Origin of the sequence: Stenotrophomonas sp. NLF4-10, from assembly GCF_022359915.1 — a bacterium.
Taxonomy (GTDB): Bacteria; Pseudomonadota; Gammaproteobacteria; order Xanthomonadales; family Xanthomonadaceae; genus Stenotrophomonas; species Stenotrophomonas daejeonensis.
The window spans coordinates 504,708-523,133 of record NZ_JAKSEE010000003.1 but is presented as its reverse complement, the minus strand read 5'-3'; the positions used below and the strand labels follow the sequence as shown (position 1 = coordinate 523,133).

General features: G+C 64.7%; 11 protein-coding genes, 2 tRNA genes and 3 rRNA genes. 5 read left to right on the top strand and 11 right to left on the bottom strand.

Features of this window, described 5'->3' with window-relative positions; all coding sequences use genetic code 11:
• Positions 1–7 precede the first annotated feature (7 nt).
• Positions 8–331 carry a DUF1820 family protein gene (locus tag MIC98_RS02405; RefSeq protein ID WP_057640314.1) on the top strand — a complete coding sequence of 108 codons (324 nt, stop codon included), beginning with the start codon at positions 8–10 and terminating at the stop codon, positions 329–331.
• Positions 332–386: 55 nt separating this feature from the next.
• On the opposite strand, the gene MIC98_RS02400 is transcribed toward MIC98_RS02405, so the two are convergent.
• Both MIC98_RS02400 and MIC98_RS02395 read right to left on the bottom strand, forming a co-directional pair.
• The gene (locus MIC98_RS02400; protein ID WP_239735189.1) at positions 387–1,790 is read right to left on the bottom strand and encodes a S41 family peptidase; all 1,404 of its coding nucleotides are present in this window, start codon (positions 1,788–1,790) and stop codon (positions 387–389) included.
• A gap of 116 nt (positions 1,791–1,906) precedes the next feature.
• Positions 1,907–3,109, bottom strand: a complete 1,203-nt coding sequence (locus tag MIC98_RS02395) for a peptidoglycan DD-metalloendopeptidase family protein (RefSeq protein ID WP_239735188.1) — start codon at positions 3,107–3,109, stop codon at positions 1,907–1,909.
• A 160-nt stretch (positions 3,110–3,269) separates the two neighbouring features.
• Here MIC98_RS02395 and MIC98_RS02390 point away from each other — a divergent pair, with 160 nt between their 5' ends.
• Positions 3,270–3,926: a hypothetical protein gene (locus tag MIC98_RS02390; protein ID WP_239735187.1), complete on the top strand. Its 657-nt coding sequence runs from the start codon at positions 3,270–3,272 to the stop codon at positions 3,924–3,926.
• A 41-nt stretch (positions 3,927–3,967) separates the two neighbouring features.
• The gene (locus MIC98_RS02385; RefSeq protein WP_239735186.1) at positions 3,968–5,668 is read left to right on the top strand and encodes a M28 family metallopeptidase; all 1,701 of its coding nucleotides are present in this window, start codon (positions 3,968–3,970) and stop codon (positions 5,666–5,668) included.
• Between the two features lie 352 nt (positions 5,669–6,020).
• Here MIC98_RS02385 and rrf read toward each other — a convergent pair.
• The 6 genes from rrf to tyrS all read right to left on the bottom strand — a co-directional run bounded on the left by rrf (position 6,021) and on the right by tyrS (position 12,905).
• Positions 6,021–6,135: ribosomal RNA gene (rrf, locus tag MIC98_RS02380) — 5S ribosomal RNA — on the bottom strand.
• 113 nt (positions 6,136–6,248) lie between these two features.
• A 23S ribosomal RNA gene (locus MIC98_RS02375) occupies positions 6,249–9,127 on the bottom strand.
• A gap of 222 nt (positions 9,128–9,349) precedes the next feature.
• Positions 9,350–9,426, bottom strand: a tRNA-Ile gene (locus MIC98_RS02370).
• A 42-nt stretch (positions 9,427–9,468) separates the two neighbouring features.
• A tRNA-Ala gene (locus MIC98_RS02365) sits at positions 9,469–9,544 on the bottom strand.
• 92 nt (positions 9,545–9,636) lie between these two features.
• A 16S ribosomal RNA gene (locus tag MIC98_RS02360) occupies positions 9,637–11,181 on the bottom strand.
• The 16S, 23S and 5S rRNA genes sit together here with 2 tRNA genes alongside, the layout of an rRNA operon.
• Positions 11,182–11,693: 512 nt before the next feature.
• Positions 11,694–12,905: a tyrosine--tRNA ligase gene (gene tyrS, locus MIC98_RS02355; RefSeq protein ID WP_239735185.1), complete on the bottom strand. Its 1,212-nt coding sequence runs from the start codon at positions 12,903–12,905 to the stop codon at positions 11,694–11,696.
• A gap of 164 nt (positions 12,906–13,069) precedes the next feature.
• On the opposite strand from tyrS, the gene MIC98_RS02350 reads away from it, so the two are divergent.
• Together MIC98_RS02350 and MIC98_RS02345 are read left to right on the top strand one after the other, a co-directional pair.
• Positions 13,070–14,500 carry a peptidoglycan DD-metalloendopeptidase family protein gene (locus MIC98_RS02350; RefSeq protein WP_239735184.1) on the top strand — a complete coding sequence of 477 codons (1,431 nt, stop codon included), beginning with the start codon at positions 13,070–13,072 and terminating at the stop codon, positions 14,498–14,500.
• Positions 14,501–14,576: 76 nt separating this feature from the next.
• A complete protein-coding gene (locus tag MIC98_RS02345) occupies positions 14,577–15,701 on the top strand; it encodes an anhydro-N-acetylmuramic acid kinase (RefSeq protein ID WP_239735183.1) in 1,125 nt (374 codons plus the stop codon).
• A gap of 171 nt (positions 15,702–15,872) precedes the next feature.
• On the opposite strand, the gene MIC98_RS02340 is transcribed toward MIC98_RS02345, so the two are convergent.
• The 3 genes from MIC98_RS02340 to MIC98_RS02330 form a co-directional block, all read right to left on the bottom strand.
• Entirely contained in the window at positions 15,873–16,103 is a 231-nt protein-coding gene (locus MIC98_RS02340) for a hypothetical protein (RefSeq protein WP_239735182.1), read from the bottom strand.
• Positions 16,104–16,201: 98 nt separating this feature from the next.
• Positions 16,202–17,578: an MFS transporter gene (locus MIC98_RS02335; protein ID WP_057639488.1), complete on the bottom strand. Its 1,377-nt coding sequence runs from the start codon at positions 17,576–17,578 to the stop codon at positions 16,202–16,204.
• A complete protein-coding gene (locus tag MIC98_RS02330) occupies positions 17,575–18,375 on the bottom strand; it encodes an exodeoxyribonuclease III (protein WP_239735180.1) in 801 nt (266 codons plus the stop codon). Before MIC98_RS02330 ends, MIC98_RS02335 begins: the two co-directional genes overlap by 4 nt.
• Between the last annotated feature and the right edge of the window lie 51 nt (positions 18,376–18,426).

Below are 18,426 nucleotides of genomic sequence, written 5' to 3'. Positions count from 1 at the left end.
TTGGGCGATGGGCAGCAAACCGCTTTACAAGGTCACCTTCATCAACCACGGCAAGGTCTACGAGCTGTATGCACGGCGCGTGGGCGGCAGCCACCTGTGGGGATTCAACGAGGTGGCCGAGCTGGTGTTCGACGTCCACGACGGGCTGGTGGTCGACCCCACCGAGGAGCGCCTGCGCGAGGAGTTCGGCAATACCCGGGTGCTGCACCTGCCGATGCAGAGCATCGTGCGCATCGAGGAAGTGGAGAAGAAGGGCCAGTCGGCGATCCGCGATGCCACCACCGGCGAGAAGGTGGTCACGCCGTTCCCGGTGCCCGGCAAGCCGCGCTGAACCGCCTGACGGCAAGGCCGGCGCCCGTCTCCCGCGGGAGACGGGGCTGGTGCCGTCACTTGTCGTCGTCGGCCGTGGCCGGTTCGGCTTCTTTTTCGGCCGTGGCCGGCGCGGTGTCGGCCGCGGCTTCCTGCCCGGCGGCCGGGCGTGCCGCCGGCTTGGTCGTCGTGGCGCTGGCCAGCACGCCGGGATGCTTGAGTTCGCGCAACGCCGACTGCACCGGCGCATCGCCCGGCAGCACCACGCCGGTGGCGGTACCGGTGGCTTCGTCGTCGCCGCGCAGGTGGCCGGGCAGGCGCGCCTCGCTGAAGTCGGCCACGCCAGCCGGCACGTCCTTGGCGGCGTCGGTCGGCGCCAGCTCCACGTCCGGCACGATGCCGGTGGCCTGGATCGACTTGCCGCTGGGCGTGTAATAGCGCGCGGTGGTGAGCTTGACCGAATCGCCGTTGTCCAGCGGCAGCAAGGTCTGCACCGAACCCTTGCCGAAGGTGCGGCTACCGACGACGCGCGCGCGGCCGTTGTCGCGCAGCGCGCCGGCCAGCACTTCCGAGGCGCTGGCCGAACCGGCGTCGACCAGCACCACCACCGGCGCGCCCTGCATCAGGTCGCCTGGCGTCGCCTCGAAGCGGGCGTCGCTGACCGCGATGCGCCCGCGCGTGGTCACGATGACGCCCTTGTCCAGCAGGCCATCGGCCACCTGCACCGCGGCGGTAAGCAGGCCGCCAGGGTTGCTGCGCAGGTCCAGCACCATGCCCTTCAGCTTGCCGCCGGCCTGCGCCTGCAACTGCGCGAGGTGCTTCTGGAAGTCGGCGCCGGTATCGGCCTGGAAGGTGCTGATGCGCACATAGGCGTAACCCGGTTCGAGCATCTTGCTGCGCACGCTGGTGACGCGGATGGTCTCGCGGGTGACGGTCACGTCGAACGGCTTTTCATCGCCGCGCTCGATGGTCAGCACCACCTGGCTGCCGGCCGGGCCGCGCAATGGTTCCATCGCCTCGACCGCGCTGATCGGCTTGCCGTCGATGGCGACGATGAGGTCGCCGGCGCGCAGCCCGGCACGGGCGGCAGGGGTGTCGTCGATGGGCGACACCACCTTCAGCACGTCGTCCTGCTGCAGCAGCTCCACACCGATGCCCTCGTAGGCGCCGCTGGCCTGCTCGTCGAAGGCCTCGGCGTCCTCCTTGTCGAAGTAGGTGCTGTGCGGGTCGAGGTCGAACAGCAGCCCGCGCACCGCCGACTGCATCAGCTTCCGGTCGTCGACCGGCTCGACGTAGGCTGCGCGCACCGCGTTGTAGACGGCGACGAAGCGGCGTACTTCCTCCAGGGGCACCTTCGAGGTCACCGATTCCTGGGCATCGGGGTTGTCCCCGGCGGACGCCTTGTCCGGGGCGTCCTGCGCCAGGCCGATGGCCGGCGACAGGACAAACAGCAGGGCAGCAGCAAGACCGGCTACACGCATGAACCACTCCATCGAAACGGGTACGCGCGATGCGCGTCGTCGCCGATTATGCGCGAAGCATGGCCGAATTCCCGTTGAACGCGGCATGGCCGGCAGCCATGCCGCTCAGCCCGCGGTCACTGCCGCTGCTGCAGCCAGGTCGAAGGATTCACCGGCTGGCCGTTGCGGCGCAGTTCGAAATACAGCGCCGGCACGCCCTGCCCGCCGGAGTTGCCGACCCGCGCCACCGCCTCGCCACGGCGCACCCGTGCACCGGCATCGCGCAGCAGGGTGTCGTTGTGCGCGTACAGGCTCATGTAGCCATTGCCGTGGTCGACGATCAGGATCATGCCGTAGCCGGTCATCCAGTCGGAGAAGACCACCGTGCCGTCGGCGACGGCGGTGATCGTGGTGCCGGCCGGCGCGCCGATCAGCACGCCGTTGCTGGTGCGGCCATCCGGCAGGCGGCCGCCGTAGCGGGCCAGCAGGTTGCCCGACAACGGCCAGCCCAGCCCACCCACCTTCGGCACCGGTGCGTTGGCCGTGACCCGTGGGGGGACCTTGCCCGCCGGGCCGCCATTCGCCTGCCGCGCCTGCTCGTTCTCGGCGCGGCGGGCAGCGGCGCGGCGCTCGGCCTCGGCACGCGCCGCCGCCGCGCGCAGATTGGCCAGCAGGCGTTCGAGTGAACGCGCGTTCTGCCCCAGCGCCTTTTCCTTGTCGCTGCGGTCCTGGTAACGCTTGTCCAGGTCTTCGGCCACCTGCGCACGCTGGCGGCGGTCAGCCAGCAGCGCGCTGGCCTGCTGGCGCTGCCGCTCGTGCGCCTGTTCCAGCTCCTCGCCACGCGCGAGGATCTGTCGTTCGGTTGCCGCCAGTTCCTGCAGGTCGCCGGTGAGCATGGTGATGGCGCGCGCGCGTTCGCGCTGCAGGTAGCGGTGGTAGGCGAGTTCGCGGTTGGCATCGGCCACGCTGTCCTGCGCCAGCAGCAGCTTCAGCGGTGCGTGGTTGCCCAGTTGGTAGGCACCGCGCAGCAACGCGGCCAGCTGCCGGCGCTGGCTCTCCAGGCTTGCTTCCAGCGTGCCTCGGCGCTGCTGCAGCTCGGCCAGCTCCTGTTGCTGCCGGCGGATCGCCGCTTCGGTCTCGGCCACCGCGCGGCCGCTGCGCGCGACTTTCTGGTCGGCTTCGCGCAGGCGCCGGGTCGCGGCATCGCGATCGCTTTCCAGCTGGCGCCGTTCCCGCGTCACGCTCTTCAATTCGCCGCGCAGCTGCTGCAGCTTCTTCTCCGCATCGCGCGGCGATTCCTGCGCGTCCACGGCGCCCGCAGCCAGCAGCAGGGCCAGCATCCCGCCCGCACATGAACGCGCCAGCAGCGGAAACCGGGCAATCGGGGTGCGATGGCGGTACGGTTGCAACGGCACTCCAGTGACTTCAGGCAGATGCGGATTGTACCCAGCCATGCTGCCATCGGACCCTGCCCATCGGAATTCCTGACGGAGACATGCGATGAAACGATTCCTTCTTCTGCTGGCCCTGGGCGCTTGCGCCCCGCCGGCAATGGCCGCCGACGACATCAGCAAGGTCAACGGCAGCATCCACACCGATGCCGGCGCCGGTTACCGCGACCTGGAGACGGTCAACGGCAGCATCCACCTGGCGCAGGGCGTGCAGGCGCGTGGCGTGGAAACCGTCAACGGCAGCATCAACGCCGGCGACAACGTGCGGGCGCGCAGCATGGAGACGGTCAACGGCGCCATCCGCGGTGGCCGCGGGCTGCAACTTGACGGTGGCGTGGAAACCGTCAATGGCAGCATCTTCATCGACCAGGGCGGCCGTGTCGCCGGCGGGGTGGAAACCGTCAACGGCAGCATCGGCCTGGTCGGCACCGAGGTCGGGGACGACGTCGAAACCGTCAACGGCGACATCACCATCGGCATCGGCTCGCACGTGAAGGGCGGGGTGAAAGTCAAGAAGCCTTCGTTCAACCTGTCGCTGACGCCACCGCGCAAGCCGCGCATCGTCATCGGCCCGAATTCGGTGGTCGACGGCCCGCTCGTGTTCGAGCGCGAGGTGACGCTGTACGTGCATGCCAGTGCCACCATCGGCACGGTCAGCGGCGCCAGCGTGCTCCGCTTCGACACCGACACCGCGCCAACGGAATGAATCCCGCACCCCCTCACGTCCGCAACCCGGAGCCTCTCTTCATGCCCCGCAAACTCCTGCTCTGCCTTGCCACGAGCGCGGCGCTGGCCGCCTGCAAGGGCGAGCCGCAAGCGCCGGCGGCGCCTGCCGCAGCGCCCGCCGCCACGCATGCCTTCGCCAGCGACATCAATGCGGCCGATTTCGGCGAACTGGTCAAGACCCTGGCCTCGGACGAATTCGAGGGCCGCGCGCCCGGCAGCCGGGGCGAGGAGCTGACGGTCAACTACATCCGCGACCAGATGCAGCGCATCGGCCTGCAACCCGGCAATGGCGACAGCTGGTTCCAGGAAGTGCCGATGACCGAGACCACCGCCGACCCGGCCACCGTGCTGAAGATCCGGCAAGGCGATGCCACGCACGAACTGGCGTTCGGCAGCGACATGGTCATCGGCACCCGCAGCGGCCAGCCGGACGTGCACATCGATGGCAGCGACATGGTGTTCGTCGGCTACGGCGTCGATGCCCCCGAGCAGGACTGGAACGATTACGCCGGGCAGGACTGGAAGGGCAAGACCGTGGTGATGTTCGTCAACGACCCGGGCTTCCACGCCAACGACGACACGTTATTCGACGGCAAGCGCATGACCTATTACGGCCGCTGGACCTACAAGTTCGAGGAGGCCGCACGCAAGGGCGCCGCGGCCGCGTTGATCGTCCATGACACCGCCGGCGCCTCCTACGACTGGAACGTGGTCAAGCACTCCTGGGGCGGCGCGCAATACGACCTGCCGGTGGCCGAGGACAAGGAGCCACGGCTGCAGGCGCAGGGCTGGCTCAGCGCCGAAGCCGCGCGCAAGCTGTTCGCCGATGCCGGGCTGGACCTGGACAAGGCCTACAAGGACGCCAACAAGCGCGGCTTCAAGCCCGTGCCGCTGCAGGCCACGCTTTCGCTGGACCTGAACAGCCGCATCGCCGAGAAGAAGTCGCGCAACGTGGTCGGCGTCCTGCCGGGCAGCAAGCGCGCCGACGAAGCGGTCGTCTACATGGCGCACTGGGATCACCTCGGCAAGCACGAGGACGAGCCGGGCGACAACATCTACAACGGCGCCGTCGACAACGCCACCGGCGTGGCCGGCATTCTCGAGGTCGCCGACGCCATGGCCCACCAGCAGACGCCGCCGGAGCGCTCGGTGGTATTCCTCGCCGTCACCCTGGAGGAGTCCGGCCTGCTCGGCTCGCAGTATTACGTCAACCATCCCACTTTCCCGCTGGACAAGATCGCCGGCGTCATCAACATCGACGCCATGTCGGTCGGCGGCCGTGCCCGCGACGTGACCGTCACCGGCTACGGCAGCTCCGAGCTGGAGGACATCCTCAAGCCGCTGGCCAGCGAGCAGGGCCGTACCCTGCACGCCGAAACCTCGGTGCAGAGCGGCTTCTATTTCCGCTCGGACCACTTCAACTTCGCCAAGGCCGGCGTCCCGGCGCTCTATGCCGGTGGCGGCGGCGACCTGCGTGAGGGCGGCACCGAAGCCGGCCGCAAGGCCACCGAAGCCTACGGCGAGCGCTACCACGGCCCGAAGGACGAATACGATCCCAACTGGAAACTCGACGGCACCATCGAGGACCTGCAACTGCTTTACGGCGTAGGCAAGGCACTGGCCGGTGGCGACAGCTGGCCGAACTGGTATGAGGGCAATCCCTTCAAGGCCAATCGCGACGCAATGATGAAGGATCGGGAGCAGGCATCGACGGCGCAGTAATCGCGCCGGAAGCGGTCTGCATTACCGCCCCCAACCTCGCCGCTCGTTGGGCCACCGCGGCCCGGCGACGCCCGCAGCAGCGTTGAGCTTCACAGCGAGGTAAACAGCAACGGCGCCTGTTGGGCGCCGTTGCTGTTTGAGCTTTCGATTTCACCATATCTGGACGATTGCATCGGCCTCATTCGTAGATACGGGGCATGCCCCGCATGAAGCTGTCTCGACAAAGCCCCAGCGGGGCAAGCCGCCGCTCTACGGGCGGTAGCAGTAGTTTCCACCCGGTAGCTTGGCCTGTATGTGCTTGGCGCCCAAAAGCAAACCCCCAGCCTGCTGGCTGGGGGTTTGGGGGAAAAGCCCCTGGCGATGACCTACTCTCGCATGGCTTGAGCCACACTACCATCGGCGCAGCTGCGTTTCACTTCCGAGTTCGGGATGGGATCGGGTGGTTCCACAGCGCTGATTTCACCAGGGAGAGGGTTGGAGGGTCGCCGTTTCCAGCGCCAGCCTCTCGTAGGGACTTGTGACGTAGCGTGCACTTGGGTTCTATCGACATGTCATGTCGGCCAAGGCAACTTGAGGTTATATGGTCAAGCCACACGGATCATTAGTATCAGTTAGCTCAATGCATTGCTGCACTTACACACCTGACCTATCAACCACGTAGTCTACATGGTTCCTTCAGGGGGCTAGAGCCCCGGGAAGTCTCATCTTGAGGCGCGCTTCCCGCTTAGATGCTTTCAGCGGTTATCGCTTCCGAACATAGCTACCCGGCAATGCCACTGGCGTGACAACCGGAACACCAGAGGTTCGTCCACTCCGGTCCTCTCGTACTAGGAGCAGCCCCTCTCAAACTTCCAACGCCCATGGCAGATAGGGACCGAACTGTCTCACGACGTTCTGAACCCAGCTCGCGTACCACTTTAAATGGCGAACAGCCATACCCTTGGGACCGACTACAGCCCCAGGATGTGATGAGCCGACATCGAGGTGCCAAACACCGCCGTCGATATGAACTCTTGGGCGGTATCAGCCTGTTATCCCCGGAGTACCTTTTATCCGTTGAGCGATGGCCCTTCCATACAGAACCACCGGATCACTAAGTCCTACTTTCGTACCTGCTTGATCCGTCGATCTTGCAGTCAAGCACGCTTATGCCTTTGCACACAGTGCGCGATGTCCGACCGCGCTGAGCGTACCTTCGAGCTCCTCCGTTACTCTTTAGGAGGAGACCGCCCCAGTCAAACTACCCACCATACACGGTCCCCGACCCGGATTACGGGCCCAGGTTAGAACGTCAAGCACGACAGGGTGGTATTTCAAGGATGGCTCCACCACAACTGGCGTCATGGTTTCATAGCCTCCCACCTATCCTACACAGACGAACTCAACGTTCAGTGTAAAGCTATAGTAAAGGTTCACGGGGTCTTTCCGTCTTGCCACGGGAACGCTGCATCTTCACAGCGATTTCAATTTCACTGAGTCTCGGGTGGAGACAGCGCCGCTGTCGTTACGCCATTCGTGCAGGTCGGAACTTACCCGACAAGGAATTTCGCTACCTTAGGACCGTTATAGTTACGGCCGCCGTTTACTGGGGCTTCGATCAAGAGCTTCGCCTTGCGGCTGACCCCATCAATTAACCTTCCAGCACCGGGCAGGCGTCACACCCTATACGTCCACTTTCGTGTTTGCAGAGTGCTGTGTTTTTGATAAACAGTCGCAGCGGCCTGGTTACTGCGACCCTCCTCAGCTTTGACCCGCATGGGCCACCAAAGAGGGTGCACCTTCTCCCGAAGTTACGGTGCCATGTTGCCTAGTTCCTTCACCCGAGTTCTCTCAAGCGCCTGAGAATTCTCATCCTACCCACCTGTGTCGGTTTACGGTACGGTCTGCGTAAGCTGAAGCTTAGGAGCTTTTCCTGGAAGCGTGGTATCAGTGACTTCGCCTAAAAGGCTCGTCTCGGTGCTCGGTCTTGAAGGAACCCGGATTTGCCAAAGTTCCAAACCTACCGCCTTTCCCCGGGACAACCAACGCCCGGTACACCTAACCTTCTCCGTCCCTCCATCGCACTTACGCGAGGTGCAGGAATATTAACCTGCTTCCCATCGACTACGCATTTCTGCCTCGCCTTAGGGGCCGACTCACCCTGCGCCGATTAACGTTGCGCAAGGAAACCTTGGGCTTTCGGCGTGCGGGTTTTTCACCCGCATTATCGTTACTCATGTCAGCATTCGCACTTCCGATACCTCCAGCAGACTTCTCAATCCACCTTCACCGGCTTACGGAACGCTCCTCTACCGCGCATAACTAAAGTTATGCACCCCAAGCTTCGGTTCTGTGCTTAGCCCCGTTAAATCTTCCCCGCAGACCGACTCGACCAGTGAGCTATTACGCTTTCTTTAAAGGGTGGCTGCTTCTAAGCCAACCTCCTGGCTGTCTGTGCCTTTCCACATGGTTTTCCACTTAGCACAAAATTTGGGACCTTAGCTGTGGGTCTGGGTTGTTTCCCTTTTCACGACGGACGTTAGCACCCGCCGTGTGTCTCCCATACAGTCCGTCTCGGTATTCGGAGTTTGCAATGGTTTGGTAAGTCGCGATGACCCCCTAGCCATAACAGTGCTCTACCCCCGAGAGGATACATATGAGGCGCTACCTAAATAGCTTTCGAGGAGAACCAGCTATCTCCGGGTTCGATTAGCTTTTCACTCCTAATCACACCTCATCCCCTACCTTTGCAACGGGAGTGGGTTCGGGCCTCCAGTGCGTGTTACCGCACCTTCACCCTGGGCATGACTAGATCACCCGGTTTCGGGTCTACTGCCCGCGACTATGCGCCCTTATCAGACTCGGTTTCCCTTCGCCTCCCCTATACGGTTAAGCTTGCCACGAACAGTAAGTCGCTGACCCATTATACAAAAGGTACGCAGTCACCCTTGCGGGCTCCTACTGCTTGTACGCACACGGTTTCAGGTTCTATTTCACTCCCCTCTCCGGGGTTCTTTTCGCCTTTCCCTCACGGTACTGGTTCACTATCGGTCGGTCAGTAGTATTTAGCCTTGGAGGATGGTCCCCCCATGTTCAGACAGGGTTTCACGTGCCCCGCCCTACTCGTCTTCACTGGCATGGCCCTTTCAAATACAGGGCTGTCACCTTCTATGGCCAACCTTTCCAGGTTGTTTTTCTAAAACCATACCAGCTTAAGGGCTAGTCCCCGTTCGCTCGTCGCTACTCAGGGAATCTCGGTTGATTTCTTTTCCTCCGGTTACTTAGATATTTCAGTTCACCGGGTTCGCTTCCAGCAGCTATGTATTCACTGCAGGATACTGCCGAAGCAGTGGGTTTCCCCATTCGGACATTGCCGGATCAAAGCTTGTTGCCAGCTCCCCGACACTTTTCGCAGGCTGCCACGTCCTTCATCGCCTCTGACCGCCAAGGCATCCACCGTGTGCGCTTATTCGCTTGACCATATAACCGCAAGTTGCCTTGGGTTACATGCGCATGGGGGTACAAAGCCCACGCACGAATATAACGACTCAATCAATAAAGAGACTTGCGTCTCTCGCCTTAGCCTCACGACACGTCTGATAGATAATCTCAAACGCTCGCTACGTCACAAGTTGTAAAAGAACAGGTCCCGGCCACAATGCCAGGCCCTTCAAATTCTTCGTATGCGCCAATCATTCAGAGTGGTGGGTCTGGGAGGACTCGAACCACCGACCTCACCCTTATCAGGGGTGCGCTCTAACCACCTGAGCTACAGACCCAATGTTCTGTCATAGCTCCAGCCGTTCCTTGCAGAACCGCCGTGGTGGAGCCTGTCGGGATCGAACCGACGACCCCCTGCTTGCAAAGCAGGTGCTCTCCCAGCTGAGCTAAGGCCCCATGTACGGGACTTCTCCACACCGGCTTCCGGTGCGGAACTCTGAATGCAGGTCTCTTGTGGGGGCGCCTGACAGGCGATGCTGTCATGCTCAAAAGGAGGTGATCCAGCCGCACCTTCCGATACGGCTACCTTGTTACGACTTCACCCCAGTCATCGGCCACACCGTGGCAAGCGCCCTCCCGAAGGTTAAGCTACCTGCTTCTGGTGCAACAAACTCCCATGGTGTGACGGGCGGTGTGTACAAGGCCCGGGAACGTATTCACCGCAGCAATGCTGATCTGCGATTACTAGCGATTCCGACTTCATGGAGTCGAGTTGCAGACTCCAATCCGGACTGAGATAGGGTTTCTGGGATTGGCTCACCGTCGCCGGCTTGCAGCCCTCTGTCCCTACCATTGTAGTACGTGTGTAGCCCTGGCCGTAAGGGCCATGATGACTTGACGTCATCCCCACCTTCCTCCGGTTTGTCACCGGCGGTCTCCTTAGAGTTCCCACCATTACGTGCTGGCAACTAAGGACAAGGGTTGCGCTCGTTGCGGGACTTAACCCAACATCTCACGACACGAGCTGACGACAGCCATGCAGCACCTGTGTCACGGTTCCCGAAGGCACCTATCCATCTCTGGAAAGTTCCGTGCATGTCAAGGCCAGGTAAGGTTCTTCGCGTTGCATCGAATTAAACCACATACTCCACCGCTTGTGCGGGCCCCCGTCAATTCCTTTGAGTTTCAGTCTTGCGACCGTACTCCCCAGGCGGCGAACTTAACGCGTTAGCTTCGATACTGCGTGCCAAAGTGCACCCAACATCCAGTTCGCATCGTTTAGGGCGTGGACTACCAGGGTATCTAATCCTGTTTGCTCCCCACGCTTTCGTGCCTCAGTGTCAGTGTTGGCCCAGGCAGTCGCCTTCGCCACGGATGTTCCTCCTGATCTCTACGCATTTCACTGCTACACCAGGAATTCCACTACCCTCTGCCACACTCTAGTCAACCAGTTTCCATCGCAATTCCCAGGTTGAGCCCAGGGCTTTCACGACAGACTTAATCAACCACCTACGCACGCTTTACGCCCAGTAATTCCGAGTAACGCTTGCACCCTTCGTATTACCGCGGCTGCTGGCACGAAGTTAGCCGGTGCTTATTCTTTGGGTACCGTCAGAACAATCGGGTATTAACCGACTGCTTTTCTTTCCCAACAAAAGGGCTTTACAACCCGAAGGCCTTCTTCACCCACGCGGTATGGCTGGATCAGGCTTGCGCCCATTGTCCAATATTCCCCACTGCTGCCTCCCGTAGGAGTCTGGACCGTGTCTCAGTTCCAGTGTGGCTGATCATCCTCTCAGACCAGCTACGGATCGTCGCCTTGGTGGGCCTTTACCCCGCCAACTAGCTAATCCGACATCGGCTCATTCAATCGCGCCAGGCCCGAAGGTCCCCGGCTTTCACCCGTAGGTCGTATGCGGTATTAGCGCAAGTTTCCCTGCGTTATCCCCCACGACAAAGTAGATTCCGATGTATTCCTCACCCGTCCGCCACTCGCCACCCAGAGAGCAAGCTCTCCTGTGCTGCCGTTCGACTTGCATGTGTTAGGCCTACCGCCAGCGTTCACTCTGAGCCAGGATCAAACTCTTCACTTAAAACTACATGCCACAAGTGGCAAATACTCTTAGCTGCAGAAGTCGACCTGGCAACGTTTCGCTTGCTTTACAACAATTGATTCATTGCTTGATCAAACGTCTGCAAGATGGACAGTCATCCACTCCTGCAGGCGCCCTCACAAGATACCTGCGCATACTTTCAAAGAACCTTGGAATCGGCCTCAGCGCCTTCTTCCGTTGCCCGACGTTTCCGTCCAGCGAGCCGCCCATCATAGCGGCTTTTTCGTTGCCGTCAACACCTCGTCGAGAGAGTGTTGACCCTTCAACCCAACCCCGTAGGGTCAGTACCGAAGCGAGCCGCCTATTATGACCGGCTTTTCGCTTCCGTCAACACCCAAAGAAGTGGTGACTTCGACTTCCTCCGCCGTTGACCGCATGGGCCGGCGGCGAGGGAGCGGAAGTATGTGCCTGTGTTGCAGCTTTGTGAAGGGGGCACGGGAAATTTCCCGCATATCGCCCCATCGCGGTTCAGCTTGCGTGGCGCGGTTGCCTCAACCCGCGACCAGCAGGACCCGCGCGAAGTTGCGCTTGCCCACCTGCAACAGGCCCTCGAAACCGGGCTGCAGCACGGTCTGCGGGTCTTCGACGACGTTGCCATCGACCTTGACCGCGCGCTCCTTGAGTTTGCGCGAGGCTTCCGAGTTGCTCGGCGTCAGGCCAGCGGCGGTGAGCAATGCGCCAATGCGCAGGCCTTCGGCCGGGATGGCCACTTCCTGCAGGGGCAGCTGGGTGATGTCGCCCTGCCCGGTCACCGCGGCGTTCCAGCCGGCGATGGCCTGCTCGGCGGCAGCGGCATCGTGGAAACGGGTGGCCAGTTCGCGTGCCAGGCGCAGCTTGATCTCGCGCGGGTTGATGCTTCCGGCCTCGACGTCGGCGCGCAGTTGCGCGGCCTCGGCGATGGAGATGTCGAAGCTGAGCAGGTCGATCCAGCGCCACATCAGCGTGTCGTCGATCTTCATGGTCTTGGTGACGATGTCGATGGCCGGCTCGCTGATGCCGATGTAGTTGCCCAGCGACTTGGACATCTTGTTGACGCCGTCCAGCCCTTCCAGCAGCGGCATGGTCAGCACGATCTGCGGCTTCTGCCCGTAGTGCTCCTGCAGGCCGCGGCCCATCAGCAGGTTGAACTTCTGGTCGGTGCCGCCGAGTTCGACGTCGGCCTCCAGCGCCACCGAGTCGTAACCCTGCACCAGCGGGTAGAGGAACTCGTGGATGGCGATGGACTGCTGGGCGGCGTAGCGCTTGGCGAAGTCGTCGCGCTCGAGCATGCGCGCCACGGTGTGCTGGCCGGCGAGCTTGATCATGTCGGCCGCGCCCATCCTGCCGAACCATTCGGAATTGAAGCGGACTTCGGTGCGCTCGCGGTCGAGCACCTTGAACACCTGCTCCTCGTAGGTGCGGGCATTGGCCAGCACGTCCTCGCGGGTGAGCGGCTTGCGGGTGACGTTCTTGCCGGTGGGGTCGCCGATCATGCCGGTGAAGTCGCCGATCAGGAAGATGACCTGGTGGCCGAGGTCCTGGAACTGGCGCAGCTTGTTCAGCAGCACCGTGTGGCCCAGGTGCAGGTCGGGGGCGGTGGGGTCGAAGCCGGCCTTTACCCGCAGCGGGCGACCGCTTTCCAGACGCTGGCGCAGTTCGTCCAGCTTGAGGACTTCGTCGGCTCCGCGGCCGATCTGGGCAAGGGCTTCATCAATCGAGGACACGCGTGGAACTCCGGCTTCGCCGCAAGGCATGAATGGTGTTAAGTGGAGGTTAACCGCCCAATTCATCAAAAAGCCATGCGGCTCAATGGTTTGACGCGGTATTTTCAGGTGTCTATGTTACCCGCGTTTGGGCCCACGATCCGGGCCGGCCAGAGAAACGCGAGATGTCCCAACCCGATCACGGCCATGCGCGCAAACAGCGCTTCCAGGAACGACTCCATGTCCTGCACGACACCGCCCTGCATCGGAAGCTGAAGCAGCACTTCCCGGCCGCGTTCAACGAGCGCTGGACGCGCCGGCACTGGATCCACGCCAGCCTGTTCGCGACCATCGGCGCGCTGGCGGCGACCATCGTCCCGGGCTTCTCCAATTCCATCGAGCAGGTGCTGCCGGTTTCGCAGGCAACGCTGGCGCTGCCGCTGCCGCCGCTTCCCCCCACCCACCGCAGCGAGGTGCCCGGCGACAGCTGGCAGGTGCTGCGGGTGGAGCCGGGGCAGACGCTGAGCGGCCTGTTCGCCTCGGTGGGCGTGCCGGCCACGGTGATGCACCAGGTGCTGGAGCACCCCGGCACCCGCGAGGTGCTGACCCGGCTGCGCCCCGGCGCCGAGGTCGCCTTCGACCTGCCGGTGGACGGCGAGCTGCGTGCATTGCGCTTCGACCGCGACGCCAACCACCGCGTGCAGCTGTCGCTGCAGGGCGGGAAGATCCAGGAGCAGGTGCTGGAACGCGTCACCAGCACCCGTACCGTGGTCACCAGCGGCGAGATCACCAGCTCGCTGTACGCGGCCGCGCGCAAGGCCGGGCTGAGCCCCTCGGCCATCGCCACGATGACCGAGGAGATATTCAACTACGACATCGACTTCTCCCGGGAAGTGCAGCGCGGCGACCGCTTCAGCGTGGTGCTGGACGAAACCTGGCGCGAAGGCGAGCGCATCGACACCAGCAAGATCCTCGCGGCCACGTTCACCACCGGCGGCAAGACTTACACCGGCTTCCGCTACGAGCATGGCGGCAAGACCGAATACTTCGACATCGACGGCCGGCCGCTGAAGAAGAGCTTCATGCGCATGCCGGTGAGCTATACCCGCATCAGCTCCACCTTCGGCATGCGCAAGCATCCGGTGCTGGGCACGATCCGCGGCCACAAGGGCATCGACTACGCCGCGCGCACCGGCACGCCGATCATGGCCGCCGGCGATGCCCGCGTGCAGTTCGCAGGCACCCAGCGCGGCTACGGCAACGTGGTGATCCTCGACCACGGCCGTGGCTACAGCACGCTGTACGGCCATATGTCGCGCTTCGGCAAGATCAAGGCCGGGCAGCGCGTGAGCCAGGGCACGGTGATCGGCTACGTGGGCATGACCGGCCTGGCCACCGGCCCGCACCTGCACTACGAATTCCGCGTCAATGGCCAGCAGCGCAACCCGGCCTCGGTGACGATGCCGCCGCCGGAACCGCTCAAGGGCGCCGCCCTGGTCGCGTTCCGTGCGCAGACCGCGCCGGCAATGGCGCGCATCCGCGGCATGGAGGAGATGCTCTATGCCCGGGCCGGCGGCGACAAGCCCGCCACCGCCGCGGCCGACAAGCGCGGCTGATCCAGAGCAGACATGCATTGACGATGCGGGCAGGGAGCCTCGAAGCTTCCCTGCCCGCTTTCTTTCCGGACATCCCATGCCCGCCGCCGATCCACGATTGCCGCTGTTCCTCGGCCTGATGTCCGGCACCAGTGCCGACGGCATCGATGCGGCGCTGGTGCAGTTCCCCACCGAAGGTGGCTGCCGCTTCGTGCACGGGCACACGTTCGGCTGGCCGCCGGCGCTGCGCGCCGAACTGGTCGCGCTCGGCCAGGGCCGCGAGCCGACGTCGCTGGACGCGCTGGGGCAACTGGATGCACGGGTCGGCATCGCCTTCGCCGAGGCCGCCAACGGGTTGCTGGCGCAGGCAGGGGTGGACCGCGCGCAGGTGCGTGCCATCGGCTCGCACGGGCAGACCATCCGCCACCGCCCCGCCGCCGAACCCGCCTTCACCTGGCAGCTCGGCGACGCCAGCCGCATCGCCGAGCTGACCGGCATCGCCACCGTGGCCGACTTCCGCCGCCGCGACGTCGCCGCCGGCGGGCAGGGCGCGCCGCTGATGCCGGCCTTCCACCTGGCGATGCTGGGCAGCGGCGACGAGGACCGCGCGGTGCTGAACCTGGGCGGCATCGCCAACCTGAGCCTGATCGCGCGCGACGGCAGCCTGCGCGGGTTCGACACCGGCCCGGCCAACGCGCTGCTGGACGGCTGGTGCCAGCGCCACCTCGGTACTCCTTTCGACGCCGATGGCGCGTTTGCCGCTGGCGGGCGGGTCGATGCGGCATTGCTGGCGCGGCTGCTGGCCGAGCCGTGGTTCGCGCTGCCGCCGCCCAAGAGCACAGGGCGCGAGCAGTTCCACCTCGACTGGGTGCAGGCGCGGCTGGACGAGCCGGCGCTGGCGCCGGCCGACGTGCAGGCCACGCTGCTGGAACTCACCGCCGCCACGGTCGCCGACGCGCTGCTGGCGCACCTGCCCGGGGTGAAGCGGCTGCTGGTCTGCGGCGGCGGCGTGCGCAACCCGCCGTTGCTGCGGCGGATCGGCGCGCGGCTGCCCGGCGTGGCGGTCGTGTCCAGCGCCGAACATGGGCTGGACCCGGATTTCATGGAAGCGATGGGTTTTGCGTGGCTGGCGCGCGAAACCCTGGCCGGGCGTCCCGGCAACCTGCCGGCGGTCACCGGCGCGCGCGGGCCGCGGATTCTGGGGGCGATTCATCCGGCGTGAGTGCCGGAAGCATCGGCGGGCAGACCCGTGCCGGGCGAGCCCGGCACCTGCGCAGGGCCGTCTCGGCGCGGGCAAGTGGTTGTAGATGCGGGGCTCGCCCCGCATTGAGGCTTCACCGGCCAAGCCCCGTGCCGGGCAAGCCCGACACCTACGTCGATCCACGAAGAGTGGTCAACCGAACTCGGCGCCGGCCGGCAGTGCCTGCAGGGCGTGGATGGCCTCGGACAGCGCGTCCACCTCGATATTCCCGAAGCCGTGGCTCATTTCGTGCTCGCCGGCGAACAGGCCCTGCTCGAGCAGCACCATGCAGGTGTATTCGCGGGTCCAGCCGCGCGCCACCGCCAAACGGCAGATGCGCTCAAGCAGCAGCGGGTCGACATCCCGCAAGATCAGGTCGGCCATTTCATCGCGCCCGCCATCCAGCCGGTCCCCCCGCTCCGGATCATCGGCGAGGCCGTGGCCGGTTTCAACGGGCGCGGTGCCAAGCTGCGACGTCCCGCTCATACCGGTGCGGCCCGCCTGCGCGCCTGCATCGCCGCCAATGCCAGGCACAGCAACAGCACCGGGATGGCCAGCAGCGCGGTGCCGACGAAGAACAGCGCATAGCCCTCCAGCAGGGTGCGGCCCTGCGCCAGGTGCTGCACCGTCATGCCGGAGAAGCCCTTCAGCGCCTTGCCCGGCATCGCGTAGAACGAGCTGAGCAGGGCGTACTGGGTGGCGGTGTAACCGATGCTGGTCAGGCTGGACATGTAGGCGATCAGCGCGGTGCCGGCAAAGCCGCTGGACAGGTTGTCCACCGCCATCGCTATGGCGAACTCGAGCCTGCCGGGGCCGACGTGGGCCAGCCATGCGAAGGCTAGGTTCGAGCAGGGGCCGAGGATGGCGCCCACCAGCAGCGCCGCCATCACCCCCCAGCGCACCGACACCACCCCGGCCAGGGCGATGCCGACGAAGGTGGCGACCAGCCCGACCGAGCCGCGCACCGCGCCCACCGTGTCCTCGTCCATGCCCAGGTCGACATAGAACGGGTTGGCCATCGGCCCCATCACGAAGTCGGCCATGCGGTAGATGCTGATCGCCGCCAGGATCAGCAGCGCGCCGCTGCGGTGCTCGCGGAAGAACATCAGGAACGGGCCGACCAGCGCGTCGAACAGGCCGCGCGGGGTCCACAGGCGCGCGGCCTGTTCGTGCACGGCGACCACGGCCCGCACCGGCTCGCGCGCCAGCGCCACGGCGGCCACGCCCAGCCCCAGCAGCACCGCCATGATTTCGTAGGACAGCTGCCAGCCCACGCGCGCGGCGATGATCAGGATCAGCGCGTCGGTGACCAGCAGCGCGGTGCGGTAGCCCAGCGCCGAGGAGGCGGTCAGCAGGCCCAGTTGCTCGCTGTTGTCGGCCACCTCGATGCGCCAGGCATCGATGACGATGTCCTGCGTGGCCGAGGCGAAGGCGACCACCGTGGCCAGCACGCCGAATACCAGCAGGTGCTCCAGCGACAGGCCCAGCACGAGCAGATTGCCGCCCTTGGGCTGGACCAGCGCCATGCCCACCAGCGCCAGCGCCGCGACCAGCTGCGACAACAGCATCCAGCCGCGCCGCCGCCCGAGCATCCGCCCCAGCACCGGCACGTCGGTCTTGTCGACGATCGGCGCCCACAGGAACTTCAGCGAATACGCCAGCCCCACCCACGACAGGAAGCCGATGGTGTCCAGCTCGATGCCTTCCTTGCGCATCCAGAAGCCGAGCGTGTTGCCGACCAGGTAGATCGGCAGCCCCGAACTGAAGCCCAGCAGCAGCATCGCCAGCACCTTGCGCTGGCGCAGGTTGCCCAGCACCTCGCGCCAGCCCTGGCGGCGCTTCACCGCCGCTTCGCTCACAGGTCGTAGTCCACGGTGAAGGGGGCGTGGTCGGAGAAGCGCTCGTCGCGGTAGATCGAGCAGCCGCGCAGGCGCTCGCGCAGGCCGGGGGTGGCGAACTGGTAGTCGATGCGCCAGCCGACGTTGTTGGCGCGCGCCGCGCCGCGGTTGCTCCACCACGTGTAGTCCTGCCCCTGCGGATGCAGCGCGCGGTAGGCGTCCACCCAGCCGCGGCCGCTGGCCGGCTCGGCGTCGCCGGGCAGGTCGGCGCACAGGCCGTTGAGCCAGTCGCGCTCTGCGGGCAGGCAGCCGGAGTTCTTCTGGTTGGATTTCCAGTTCTTGATGTCCAGCGCGGTACGGACGATGTTCCAATCGCCGCACAGCACGTAGTCGCGGCCGCTGGCCAGCCATTCGGCGAGAATCGGCCGCAGCCATTCCATCACCTCGAACTTGAAGCCCTGCCGCAGTTCGCCCGAGGAACCGGACGGGATGTAGAACGACACCACGCTCAGGTTGCCGAAGCGCGCCTCGATATAGCGGCCTTCGTCGTCGAACGGCGCCCAGCCCAGCGCGGTGCGCACCTCGTCCGGCTCACGCCGGCTCCAGATCGCCACCCCGCTGTAGCCCTTCTTGGTGATGGCGTCGCGGTAGAAGCAGTGGTGGCCATCGGGGCGGAACAGCGGGTCGGCCAGCTGCGCCTCCTGCGCCTTGGTCTCCTGGATGCACAGCATGTCGGCCTGCTGGCGGGCGAACCAGTCGCCGAAACCCTTGCTGGTGGCCGAACGGATGCCGTTGGCGTTGAAGCTGATGATGCGCATGGAAACCCGCTGGCGGCCTGGGGGAGCGGCACAGCATACCGCCGGCGCCAG